This window comes from Streptomyces sp. QH1-20, from assembly GCF_041283565.1.
Taxonomy (GTDB): Bacteria; Actinomycetota; Actinomycetes; order Streptomycetales; family Streptomycetaceae; genus Streptomyces; species Streptomyces syringius.
The window spans coordinates 1880836-1893246 of record NZ_CP166299.1; the positions used below are offsets into that span (position 1 = coordinate 1880836).

The 12411-nt window shown below is 72.3% G+C and carries 10 protein-coding genes; 1 reads left to right on the forward strand and 9 read right to left on the reverse strand.

Annotation, left to right across the window (positions count from 1 at the left end):
* Positions 1 to 24: 24 nt before the first annotated feature.
* The gene (locus AB8O64_RS08365) at positions 25 to 768 is read left to right on the forward strand and encodes a DNA polymerase beta superfamily protein (protein ID WP_370418594.1); all 744 of its coding nucleotides are present in this window, start codon (positions 25 to 27) and stop codon (positions 766 to 768) included.
* An 88-nt stretch (positions 769 to 856) separates the two neighbouring features.
* On the opposite strand, the gene AB8O64_RS08370 is transcribed toward AB8O64_RS08365, so the two are convergent.
* The 9 genes from AB8O64_RS08370 to AB8O64_RS08410 all read right to left on the reverse strand — a co-directional run bounded on the left by AB8O64_RS08370 (position 857) and on the right by AB8O64_RS08410 (position 12150).
* On the reverse strand, positions 857 to 2224 hold the full coding sequence (locus AB8O64_RS08370) for a pseudouridine synthase (RefSeq protein ID WP_370418595.1): 1368 nt from the start codon (positions 2222 to 2224) through the stop codon (positions 857 to 859).
* Positions 2224 to 2883: an SMC-Scp complex subunit ScpB gene (scpB, locus tag AB8O64_RS08375; protein ID WP_356458891.1), complete on the reverse strand. Its 660-nt coding sequence runs from the start codon at positions 2881 to 2883 to the stop codon at positions 2224 to 2226. Before scpB ends, AB8O64_RS08370 begins: the two co-directional genes overlap by 1 nt.
* The gene (locus AB8O64_RS08380) at positions 2880 to 3818 is read right to left on the reverse strand and encodes a ScpA family protein (RefSeq protein ID WP_370418596.1); all 939 of its coding nucleotides are present in this window, start codon (positions 3816 to 3818) and stop codon (positions 2880 to 2882) included. Before AB8O64_RS08380 ends, scpB begins: the two co-directional genes overlap by 4 nt.
* Positions 3819 to 3961: 143 nt before the next feature.
* Positions 3962 to 4528, reverse strand: a complete 567-nt coding sequence (locus AB8O64_RS08385) for a hypothetical protein (RefSeq protein WP_370418597.1) — start codon at positions 4526 to 4528, stop codon at positions 3962 to 3964.
* Entirely contained in the window at positions 4513 to 5643 is a 1131-nt protein-coding gene (locus AB8O64_RS08390) for a ParA family protein (protein WP_356458885.1), read from the reverse strand. Before AB8O64_RS08390 ends, AB8O64_RS08385 begins: the two co-directional genes overlap by 16 nt.
* A 342-nt stretch (positions 5644 to 5985) precedes the next feature.
* On the reverse strand, positions 5986 to 7101 hold the full coding sequence (ald, locus tag AB8O64_RS08395) for an alanine dehydrogenase (protein ID WP_356458895.1): 1116 nt from the start codon (positions 7099 to 7101) through the stop codon (positions 5986 to 5988).
* Positions 7102 to 7251: 150 nt separating this feature from the next.
* Positions 7252 to 9579 (reverse strand): tetratricopeptide repeat protein, encoded by a 2328-nt coding sequence (locus AB8O64_RS08400; RefSeq protein ID WP_370418598.1) that lies wholly within the window; start codon positions 9577 to 9579, stop codon positions 7252 to 7254.
* Between the two features lie 185 nt (positions 9580 to 9764).
* Entirely contained in the window at positions 9765 to 10391 is a 627-nt protein-coding gene (locus tag AB8O64_RS08405; RefSeq protein WP_370418599.1) for an NUDIX domain-containing protein, read from the reverse strand.
* A gap of 94 nt (positions 10392 to 10485) precedes the next feature.
* Entirely contained in the window at positions 10486 to 12150 is a 1665-nt protein-coding gene (locus AB8O64_RS08410; protein WP_245381410.1) for a CTP synthase, read from the reverse strand.
* Positions 12151 to 12411 lie beyond the last annotated feature (261 nt).

Sequence of the window (12411 nt, forward strand, 5' to 3'; positions counted from 1 at the left end):
CGGGGCCGGGGAACAATCGCGGCCATGCGCCACTCCCCCGAAGCCACGGCCACCGTCGGCCCCTCCGTCGCGGAAGGGCACGGGCTCGTCGCCCGGCACACGATCTACGCCTGTGTGATGGGTTCGCGCGCCTTCGGGCTGGCGACGGCGGCCAGTGACACCGACCGGCGTGGGGTGTACGCCGCGCCGGCACCGCTCTTCTGGCGCTTCGACAAGCCGCCGACGCACGTCGACGGGCCGGCCGAGGAGCAGTTCTCCTGGGAGCTGGAGCGGTTCTGCGAGCTGGCGCTGCGTGCCAATCCCAACGTCCTGGAGTGCCTGCACTCGCCGCTCGTCGAGCACATCGACGACACCGGCCGCGAGCTGCTGTCGCTGCGGGAGGCGTTCCTCTCCCGCCGGGCCCACCAGTCCTTCACCGGCTACGCCACCGCCCAGCGCCGCAGGATCGAGGCCGATCTGCGCACCCACGGCACACCCCGCTGGAAGCACGCCATGCACCTGCTCAGGCTCTTGAGGAGCGGACGCGATGTGCTGCGTACGGGCGTGCTGACCCTCGACGTGGGCGAGGAGCGCGAGCGACTGCTGGCCGTCAAGCGCGGGGAAGTGGGGTGGCCCGAGGTCGCCGCGTGGATGGACCGGCTGCGCGCCGAGACCGACGCGGCGCTGCAGCGGACCCCGCTGCCGCCCGAGCCGGACCGCGCCCGCGTCGAGGGCTTCCTCGTCCGCGTGCGCCGCGCTTCGGCGGGGGCCAGTGGTCCGGCCGACTGATCGGCCGACCCGCCGTTTCGTCCTCGATCGCCGGACGGGCTGCATGTGCAGCCCGTCCGGCGATCGAGGACACCGCACAGGGGCTGGCCTAGAGGTCGACCTCGCGCATGAGCATGCCGACCTCGGTGTTGGTCAGACGGCGCAGCCAGCCCGACTTCTGGTCGCCCAGGGGGATCGGGCCGAAGCTGGTGCGGACCAGCTTCTCGACCGGGAAGCCCGCCTCGGCGAGCATGCGGCGCACGATGTGCTTGCGGCCCTCGTGGAGGGTGACCTCGACCAGGTAGTTCTTGCCGGTCTGCTGGATCACCCGGAAGTTGTCCGCGCGGGCCCAGCCGTCCTCCAGCTGGATGCCGCTCTTGAGCTGCTTGCCGATGTCACGCGGCAGCGGGCCGGTGATGGCGGCGAGGTAGGTCTTCTGGACGCCGTACTTCGGGTGGGTGAGGCGGTGGGCCAGCTCACCGTGGTTGGTGAGCAGGATGATGCCCTCGGTCTCCGTGTCGAGACGGCCGACGTGGAAGAGCCGGGTCTCGCGGTTGGTGACGTAGTCGCCGAGGCACTGGCGGCCGTCGGGGTCCTCCATGGTGGAGACGACACCGGCCGGCTTGTTGAGCGCGAAGAAGAGGTAGGACTGGGTGGCGACCGTCAGGCCGTCGACCTTGATCTCGTCCTTCTCCGGGTCCACGCGCAGGCCCTGCTCGATCACGATCTCGCCGTTGACCTCGACCCGGGACTGCTCGATGAGCTCCTCACAGGCGCGCCGCGAGCCCATGCCGGCACGGGCGAGCACCTTCTGCAGACGCTCCCCCTCCTGCTCGGCACCGGGGAACGTCTTGGGGGTCTTGACCTGCGGCTTGTTGTGCCGCTCCCGGTTGCGCTCCTCGATCTTGGCGTCGAGCTCACGCGGACGGGCCGGGACGGAGTGACCGCGGGCGGGCCCGCTGGTCCGGCCGCCGGCACCGGCGGTGGAGCTCCGGCGGGGGCCGCCCTTGGCGCCACCGCGGGCCGCCGCGCCCCGGCCGCTGCTGGTGGGACCGCTGGTGCGGCCGCTGGTGGCGCCGCCGCGGGTGCGCTCGGCGTCGGGGCCCACGTCGTAGCGGCGCTCCTCCGGGCGGGGACGGCGCGGACGCTCCTGCGGCCTGTCGTCGCGCTGGCCCCCGGAGCGGCCGCCGTCGTAACGACCGCCTTCGGAGCGGCCACCCTCGGAACGTCCGCCGTCGGGGCGACCGCCGCCGTAGCCGCCGCCGGAGCGGCCACCCTCGGGGCGACCGCCGCCGGAACGACCGCCACCGCCGTAGCCGCCGGAGCGACCGCCCTCAGGGCGACCGCCGCCGGAGCGACCGCCCTCGGGGCGCCCGCCACCGGAGCGTCCGCCCCCGGACGCCGGCCGGGGGGACCCGCCTCGTGCGCCCCGGTCGTCCCGGTTGCCGCTTCCGCTGTTCCTGCCGCTGCTTCGCATCAAAGTTCCGTCTTGTCGTCTGCGTCGGTGTCCGGTGCGTCCGGATCGAACGACGGCACACCTTCCTGAGTGTCGCCCTCGATCGCTTCCGCCTCGGGGAGGAAGGGCGCTAGCTCCGGGAGCTCGTCCAGGCCACGCAGGCCCATTCGCTCCAGAAAGTAATTCGTCGTCCTGTACAGGATCGCACCTGTTTCGGGTTCCGTCCCCGTCTCCTCCACCAGACCCCGCTGGAGGAGGGTGCGCATCACGCCGTCGCAGTTCACTCCCCGTACGGCGGAGACCCTCGATCGGCTGACCGGTTGACGGTACGCGACCACGGCCAGGGTCTCCAGCGCGGCCTGGGTCAGCCGGGCCTGCTGGCCGTCGAGGACGAAGCACTCGACGGCGTCGGCGTACGCGGGGCGGGTGAAGAAGCGCCAGCCGCCGGCCACCATCCGCAGGTCGAAGCCGCGCCCCTGCGCGGTGTACTCCTCGGACAGCTCGCGCAGCGCCTGCGCGACCTCACGGCGGGGCCGCTCCAGGACCCTGGCGAGGTGCTCCTCGGTGGCCGGCTCGTCGACGACCATGAGGACCGCCTCCAGGGCGGGGCCCAGGGGCAGGTCCGCGACCGTCCGCTCGCCCGCGGGCGCGTCCTCGTGTCCGGGTGCCTCGTCGCTCATGCCGTCTCCTTTCGCGGGCCTTGTTCGGGGTCCTCGCCCGGCTCGCGGTCGAACTCGTCCGTCACCACCGGCCGCGCGTCCGCCGCACCCGTCCAGCGGACCGTCAGCGCGCCCAGCGCCTGCTCCTGGTCCAGGACGACCACCCGCTCGCGGTAGAGCTCCAGCAGCGCCAGGAAGCGCGCCACGACCGTCAGGGTGTCCGGGGCGTCCGCGGTGAGCTGTCCGAAGCTCGCCTCGCCCGCGTCCCGCAGCCGGGCCACGACGACCTCCGCCTGCTCGCGGACGCTGACCAGCGGCGCGTGGATGTGGTCGACGTACACCTCGGGCCGCGGTCTGGGCCGCATCGCCTTCGCGGCGAGCTCGGCGAGGCCCTGCGCGCCGATGCCGAGGACGACCTCGGGGAGCAGCTCGGCGTGGTGCGGTTCGAGGCCGACGGTGCGGGGGTGGCTGCGGGCCTCCGCCGCCAGCCGGCCGCTGAAGATCTCCGCGATGCGCTTGTACGCCCGGTACTGCAGCAGCCGGGCGAACAGCAGGTCACGGGCCTCCAGCAGCGCGAGGTCCGCCTCGTCCTCGACCTGGGCGACGGGCAGCAGCCGCGCGGCCTTGAGGTCCAGGAGCGTCGCCGCGACGACGAGGAACTCGGTGGTCTGGTCCAGGTCCCAGTCCGGGCCCATGGCCCGCAGGTGTGCCATGAACTCGTCGGTGACCTTCGACAGGGCGACCTCGGTGACGTCCAGCTTGTGCTTGGCGATCAGCTGGAGCAGCAGGTCGAACGGGCCCTCGAAGTTGTCGAGCCGGACGGTGAACCGGGCGTCGGCGGGCGCTGTGCCGTCCTCCCCGGCGGCGTCGGCCGGTGGTGGTGCCTGGCGTGGTTCCTGCGGCGGCCGGGCCGCGCCGTGGCCGAGGGCTCGGCGGGCGGGCGGGTGTGTCGGCATCGATCGGGGTCCATGGTGCTGGGGAGGGGCGGCCCTGACGGACCGGGCACGGGAGCCCGGCACGACGCGTGGGTACGGGAGAACCCCCGGAGCCGGTACGGGCCGTCCCGTACGGGCAGGCCAGGCTATCGGGGCACACCCGCTCAGCGCCCGCGCAGCCGCCGTACGAGAATGCTCGCGTCGCCGCGCGACTCCAGATCGGCGAGGACGACCGCGACGGCCTCCCGCACGATCCGGCCGCGGTCGACGGCGAGTCCGTGCTCGCCACGCAGCACCAGCCGCGCGTGTTCGAGGTCCATCAGCTCCTCGGCGGAGACATAGACCGTGATCTTCTCGTCGTGCCGCTCGCGGCCGCTGGGCCGACGGCCCGCTCCCCGGCCCCGGCGGCGGCCCTGGGCGGAGGCGGCGGGCTCGCTCTGCGCGGCCGCCGGCCGGGCGCCCGCAGGGCGGTCCCGGTCCGCGGCGGCGGAGCGCCGCCCGTCGGGCTGCTCCCGGTCCGTACCGGCTCCGCCGCGACCGCCGCGCTCGTGTCCGTCCCCCTGGGGCCCGGAGCCCTGCTCGGGCGCGGAGTCGGATTCGGCGGCCTGGCCGGGGACCCGCGGGGGCGCCTCGCCGCTCTCCTTCCGACGGGGGGAGGAGGACTGGAGTCCCATCCCTCCGGTGGTGCGGAACAGTTCGTCGGCGCCGGGCAGACTCACTCGGCGTGACACCGGGCGAGCACCTCCCTGGCGAGCTGACGGTAGGCGGCGGCACCGACGGAGTTCGACGCGTACGTGGTGATGGGCTCGCCCGCGACCGTGGTCTCGGGGAAGCGCACCGTACGGCCGATGACGGTGTGGTAGACGTGATCGTCGAACGCCTCGACGACGCGCGCGAGGACCTCGCGGCTGTGCACGGTCCGCGAGTCGTACATCGTGGCGAGGATGCCGTCCAGCTCCAGCTCGGGATTGAGCCGCTCCTGGACCTTCTCGATCGTCTCGGTGAGCAGCGCCACACCGCGCAGCGCGAAGAATTCGCACTCCAGGGGCACGATCACCTTGTGAGCGGCCGTCAGGGCGTTGACGGTGAGCAGACCGAGCGAGGGCTGGCAGTCGATGACGATGTAGTCGTAGTCGGCCATCAGCGGCTTGAGGGCCCGCTGCAGGGTGGACTCGCGGGCCACCTCGCTGACGAGCTGGACCTCGGCCGCGGACAGGTCGATGTTGCTGGGCAGCAGGTCCATGTTGGGCACGGCCGTCTTCAGCAGCACCTCGTCGGCCTGCATGCCCCGCTCCATGAGCAGGTTGTAGACCGTCAGGTCCAGCTCCATCGGATTGACGCCGAGGCCGACGGAGAGGGCGCCCTGCGGGTCGAAGTCGACGAGCAGCACCCGGCGTCCGTACTCCGCGAGCGCGGCGCCCAGGTTGATGGTCGAGGTGGTCTTGCCGACCCCGCCCTTCTGGTTGCACATCGCGATGATCTTCGCGGGGCCGTGGTCGGTCAGCGGCCCCGGGATCGGGAAGTAGGGCAACGGCCGCCCGGTGGGACCGATGCGCTCGCGACGTTGACGGGCGGCGTCGGGCGCGAGCGTGGCCGCGTATTCGGGATCGGGCTCGTACTCCGCGTCGGGGTCGTAAAAGTGCCCCTCGGGCACGTCCTCGTAGTCGGCGAGAGGGGCGGAGTCTCTGCCGCCGCGGTCGCCGGCCATGGCGTTCACGTGATGGCCGTCCATGCTCTGGTGGGCTGTCGTCGTCGTGCTCTGGGTGTGGTGGCGGGCTGCGAAGGTGTGGACAGCGACGGAGCCGACAGCTTCGAGCCCCACGGGACTCTGGCCCTGCGCAGACATTCCTGGGTGACCACCCCCGGGAGCAAATGTCGACTCATTCACAAGTCGTCCTACCTCCTTGGTGACCAGGAAACATCTAGATAGGTCAGCGTGGCACCATGCCGACGGTCTGCGACTCTATGGCGTGTCGGCGGTTCGCAGCAACACAATCCGCCGGAGACAGCGCGATGTGTCGGCGATCGAACAGCCTTCTGTCAAGGGTGTACGGCCTATAACCCGGAACTTTCACGGGCGGGCGCGCCGATGCGAAAACAGCCCGGCCGGGCCTTGCTCAGCAAGGCCCGGCCGGGTGCGCGCTCTTGGTGTGTCGCGTTGACGACGCACCGGGATTCAGCGGAGAAGTCAGCCGAGAAGCGTGCTCAGTTCGACCTGCGGCAGACCGTGCGCCTCGGCGACGGGGCCGTAAACGACCTGTCCCTCGTGGGTGTTGAGACCCTTGGCGAGAGCGGCGTCCCGGCGCAGCGCCTCCTGCCAGCCGCGGTTCGCCAGCTCCACGATGTAGGGCAGCGTGGCGTTGGTCAGCGCGTAGGTGGAGGTGTGCGGCACTGCGCCCGGCATGTTGGCGACGCAGTAGAAGACGGAGTTGTGGACCTCGAAGGTCGGCTCCGCGTGGGTGGTGGGACGGGAGTCCTCGAAGCAACCGCCCTGGTCGATCGCAATGTCGACAAGGACACTTCCGGGCTTCATCTTGGCGACGAGCTCGTTGGTGACCAGCTTCGGGGCCTTGGCGCCCGGGATGAGGACGGCGCCGATGACGAGGTCGGCCTCGACGACGGCCTTCTCCAGCTCGAAGGCGTTGGAGACGATCGTCTGGATCTTCGTGCCGAAGATCTTGTCGGCCTCGCGGAGCTTGTTGATGTCACGGTCGAGCAGCGTGACGTGGAAGCCCATGCCGATGGCGATCTGAGCGGCGTTCCAGCCGGAGACGCCACCGCCGATGACGACGGCCTTGCCCGCCGAGGTGCCCGGGACGCCGCCCGGCAGCACGCCGCGGCCGCCGGCCGAGCGCATCAGGTGGTAGGCGCCGACCTGCGGGGCCAGCCGGCCCGCGACCTCGGACATGGGGGCGAGCAGCGGCAGCGCGCGGGTCGCGGTCTCCACGGTCTCGTACGCGATGGCGGTGGTGCCGGACTCCAGCAGCGCGTCCGTGCACTCGCGGGAGGCGGCGAGGTGCAGGTAGGTGAAGAGCGTCTGCTCCTTGCGGAGGCGGTGGTACTCCTCGGCGATGGGCTCCTTGACCTTCAGCAGCAGGTCGGCGGTCTCCCAGACCTCGTCGGCCGTCTCCAGGATGTTCGCCCCGGCGGCGACGTACTCGGCGTCGGTGATGGAGGAGCCGACACCGGCGTTCTTCTCCACGTAGACCTGGTGGCCGTTACGCACCAGCTCATGCACGCCGGCGGGCGTGATGGCCACGCGGAACTCGTTGTTCTTGACCTCGCGGGGGATGCCGACCTTCACGTCGATCACGGTCCTTGAATCAGATAATGACAGGCTAATCCGGATACGCCGGGGCATACCAGAGCAGACCGCGTCGATCGCGGCCCGACCAGTCTAATGAAGGATCTCGCGCTGTCTAGCCTTGTAAAGGGTCAATCTTTTCGCGAACCACTACTGATTTCGTAGGCCACCCTTCGGGGCCTGCTGGCCCTGCCGGTCCTCGGGCCGGTCCTGGGCCCGATCCTGGGCCCCGTCCTGGCTCCGGTTCCGGCTCCGCTTCCGGGCCGCCTTCGAATCCGTGGTCCCGGCGAGGCCGGCGATCCCACCGCCCCCGGCTATCGGGGCCCCGGCCGCGCCGGGCAGCGGGTCACCGGCCGCTTCCGGCCCGGCGGCGCCGGAGACGGCGGGAGCCGCCTCCAGCAGTCGCTCGGCCTCGGCACGGTGCAGATCGGCGGCCGGACGGTCGCCGAGGCGCTCCAGGGTGTCCGCCAGCCGCAGCCGGACCGCTGCCTGCAGCCGTATGTCACCCGCCTGCCGTGCGCACTCCACCGCCTCCAGGCAGGTGCGCAACGCCTCCTGGGGCCGGCCCGCGTACTCCTGCACCCGGGCGGCCTCGCTCAGCGCCCGCGCGTGGCCGGGCTGGTCCCGCAGCCTGCGGCACGCCGCAGCCGCCGCGCGCCAGCTGCGCAGCGCGTCGCCCCACTCGCCCGCGTAGGTGTACACCGCGCCGAGCCGCCCGTAGAGCCGTGCCTCGTCGGCGAGTTCACCCCGCGTCAGCCGCAGCTCCAGCCCCCGCCGGTACCAGTCGGCGGCGCGCTGCCAGTCGCCGAGCTCCTGGTGCGCGGCGGCGATGGACTCCAGCGACCGGCTGGTGGCGTACGGGTCACCCGACTCGCGCGCCGCCCGCAGCGCCTCCCGGTAGCGGTCCAGCGCCTCCGTCGTACGGCCCGCCCGGGCGTCGAGGTCACCGAGGTTCAGCAGTGCCGCGCCCTTCTCCAGGGGCATCTCGCAGCGCTGCGCGACGTCGAGGACCAGTTGGTGCAGTCCGTACAGCTCCGGCGCCGCCCGCTCCGCCCCCAGATGGGCCGTCAGCGCCCGGGTCAGCGCGGAGACCAGCCGCCGGGCGAGCGTGTCGAGCCGGCCGTCCTCGACCGCCAGCCGGGCCGCGGCCAGCAGCGACGGCAGCCGTGCCAGCAGCCACTCCTCGGCGGCCTCACGGGTGGGAAAGCGCAGCGGGCGCGGCAGTTCGGCGATCCTCTTCCGGGTGGCGAGGTCCCCCGTTTCGGTGATGGCCCGGCAGGAGTGCAGCTGGCGTACGGTCCGCTCCAGCATCCGCGCCCGCGCCAACTCCACCTCGGCGGGCCGCTCCCGCTCGTACAGCGCGGCACGCAGCATGGGCGCGAGGCAGCCGGGCACCCGGTACTGCGGTGCCGGGGGCTCGCAGGACCGGGTGCCGGCCCCGGCCGGCACCTCGGCGGGTTCGGCGCGCAGGAAGCCCTGGGCGGTGAATTCCTCCAGCGCGGCCTGGGCGGCGGAGAGCGAACAGCCCGCCAGGGCGGAGGTGGTGTGGGCGTCGACGAGCCCGGCGGGGGCCAGGGCGAGCAGCCGCAGGAGCCGGGCGGGGGTTTGCGGCAGCGATTCGTAGGCGAGCCGGAAGGCCCGCCCCAGGGGACGGCCGCCGACCCCTTCATGGCCCTCGGCGGGCGCCAGCTCCCGCAGCCGCTTGGCCACGTCGACGACCGACATCTTGGGCCGGGCCGCGAGCCAGCCGCCGACGAGGACCAGCGCCGCGGGCTGACCGCCGCACTCCTCCACGACGCAGGCGGCGGCCACCGGGTCGCAGGTGATCCGGGTGGGGCCCGCGTACCCCTCCAGAAGATCGACGGCGGCGGCCACGTCGAGCCCGCCGAGGGTGCAGGGCCGCACATCGGGGACGCCCGTCAGCGGGCCCCGGGAGACGGCGACGACCAGGCACGCCGATTCGTCCGGCAGCAGCGGGTCCACCTGCTCGGCGCCCGCCGCGTCGTCGTAGAGCAGCACCACCCGGCGGCCGTCGAGCGCGCCGCGCAGTGCCTCGGTCAGCTCGTCCTCCCCGGCCCCGGCCGGTACCGGCGCGCCGAGCGCGGTGAGCAGGGCGCGGGCGGTCCGCTCGGTGGGGACGGGCTCCCCGTCGACCCCCGTGAGGCGGGCGCGCACCACCCCGTCCGGGTACTCCCCGGCCAGCCGTCTCACCAGCTCCTCGGCCAGCGCCGTGCGTCCGGAGCCGGGCCGTCCGGCGATGAGCAGCACCCGGCTGCGCGGGGTCTTGCGGCCGGAGAGCGTGTCGAGCCCCGCGCGGACGATGTCGGCGCGCAGCGCCTTGAGCTCACGGCCCCGGCCGACGAACCGGCCCGCCGGGGCGCCGCCCTGACGGGCCCTCACCCCGGTACCCATGGCGGACAGCCGCCGCTCGGGCGGAGCCGCCGCCAGTCCTCCGGTCTCCACCGCCTGCTCCGCCACGGGGCCCACTCCCGTCCACCTGCACGCACGAGCCCGTCGCGGCCGCGGCGGGAACGCGTCGAGCCTAGTTCACCGCCCACCACACCTCGGGGGAAGCCTGATCCGCCTCACCGAAGATCACCTATTCGGTTGGCCCGATAGTCCGACGGGTCGCGCCTGTGACCCCCGCTGCGCGGCGGGTCTTCTCACACCTCGAACGGCCGGGCAGGCCAGGGCGCCTGTGCCGGGCGGAGGTCGTCGAGGGCGTCCGCGGCCCGCGCCGCGACGAGCGAGAGGACACCCACGACCAGGCAGTTGTTGTGCAGGTCACCCGCGAGGACGCCGCGCACCAGCTCGTCCAGCGGGACCCGCGCCAGCTCCATGTCGGCCTCCTCCTCGGAGACCTCGAACCGCTCGCCCTCCACATCGGACAGATCGCGGGCCAGGAAGACCCGTACGGCCTCGTCGCAGCCGCCCGGCGTGGTGTAGACGTCGGTGAGGACCCGCCAGTCCTCCGCCTTGACGTGCGCCTCCTCGTACAGCTCGCGCTGGGCCGCGCGCAGCGGGTTCTCGCCGGGGATGTCGAGCAGACCGGCCGGGATCTCCCACAGCCGCTGGCGCACCGGGTGGCGGTACTGCTTGAGGACCAGCACCTGGTCCTCGTCGTCGAGGGCGAGGACGGCGACCGATCCGGGGTGCACCTGGTAGTCGCGCGTGACGGTGGAGCCGTCCGGCATCACCACCGCGTCCGTGACCACGCTGGTCTTGTTGCCGACGAACGGCGTCTTCGTCTCGGTGACCCGCCACTCCTCGGCGTTGTCCTTGATGCCCATGTGCGTCCTTCCGAAAAACAGAAACCGGGGTGGGGGTCTCCTGGAAGACCCTCACCCCGGTAACCGTATAGGCCGACTGCCGGTCGGCCCGCGATCAGCCCTGCTGAGCGGACTGACGGCGGGCGACGGCCGCCTTGACCAGACCCGCGAAGAGCGGGTGCGGACGGGTCGGGCGGGAGCGCAGCTCCGGGTGCGCCTGGGTGGCGACCAGGTAGGGGTGCGTCTCACGCGGGTACTCGACGTACTCGACGAGCTTGTTGTCCGGGGAGGTGCCCGAGAAGACCAGACCGGCCTTCTTCTCCAGCTCGGCGCGGTAGGAGTTGTTCACCTCGTAGCGGTGACGGTGGCGCTCCTCGATGTAGGGCTCGTTGTCGTAGACCTCACGGACGATGGAGCCCTCGGCGAGCTTCGCCGGGTACATGCCGAGTCGCATGGTGCCGCCCATGTCGCCCTCACCGGCGACGATGTCCATCTGCTCGGCCATGGTGGAGATGACCGGGTTGGCGGTGGCGGGGTCGAACTCGGTGGAGTTCGCGCCCTCGATGCCGGCGAGGTTGCGCGCGGCCTCGATGACGACGCACTGCAGACCCAGGCACAGGCCCAGCAGCGGGACCTTGTTCTCACGGGCGTAGGTGATCGCGCCGACCTTGCCGTTCACACCGCGGTCGCCGAAGCCGCCCGGGATGCAGATCGCGTCGACGTCGGCGAGCTGCTTCTTGGCGCCCGCGGGCGTCTTGCAGTCGTCCGAGGCGACCCACTTGACCTTGACCTTGGCGCGGTTGGCGAAGCCGCCGGCGCGGATGGCCTCGGTGACCGAGAGGTAGGCGTCGGGCAGGTCGATGTACTTGCCGACGAGCGCGACGGTGACCTCGTGGTCGGGGTTGTGGACGCGGTCCAGCAGGTCCTCCCACTGGGTCCAGTTCACGTCGCGGAACGGCAGGTCGAGCTTGCGCACGACGTAGGCGTCCAGGCCCTCGGTGTGCAGCACCTTGGGGATGTCGTAGATCGACGGGGCGTCGATCGCGGCCACCACCGCGTCCTCGTCGACGTCGCACATCAGCGAGATCTTGCGCTTGATCGCGGTCGGCACCTCGCGGTCGGCGCGCAGCACGATCGCGTCGGGCTGGATGCCGATGTTGCGCAGGGCGGCGACCGAGTGCTGGGTCGGCTTGGTCTTGAGCTCGCCCGAGGGGCCGATGTAGGGCAGGAGCGAGATGTGCACGACGAAGACGTTGTCGCGGCCGACCTCGTGGCGGACCTGGCGGACGGTCTCCAGGAACGGCAGCGACTCGATGTCGCCGACGGTGCCGCCGACCTCGGTGATCACGACGTCGACGTCGTCGGTCGCCATGCGCCGGATGCGGTGCTTGATCTCGTTGGTGATGTGCGGGATGACCTGCACGGTGTCGCCCAGGTACTCGCCGCGCCGCTCCTTGGCGATCACGGTGGAGTAGACCTGGCCGGTGGTGACGTTGGCGGAGCCGTCGAGGTCGACGTCGAGGAAGCGCTCGTAGTGGCCGATGTCGAGGTCGGTCTCGGCGCCGTCGTTGGTGACGAACACCTCACCGTGCTGGAACGGGTTCATCGTGCCGGGGTCGACGTTCAGGTACGGGTCGAGCTTCTGCATCGTGACCCGCAGACCCCGCGCCTTGAGCAGCGCACCCAGGCTGGAGGCGGTCAGCCCCTTGCCGAGCGAGGAAGCGACACCCCCGGTGACGAAGAGGTGCTTGGTCGTCGTGGGCTTTGCGGCAATGGCCAAAGGGGGGCTCCCGTGGTCGCGAGGTGAGGTGCGTATCGGCGATCACCCGGATTTCTTCGGGGGTGCCGTCGCTGCGGTTGGGGGGTCTTGCGCCCACCGGTCCACGGGGTACCAGGGTATCAGCGCCCGGGCCCGGGCGCGTCCGGCGGCGCCGTGGCGGCCCCCCGACGGTCCCTCACGGGCTCCGGGAGTGCCTCCTTCGTGTCCCTTCCACGGCACCTCGCCGCCCTCTCGGCGGCCCCTCCCGGACACCTTGGCCGG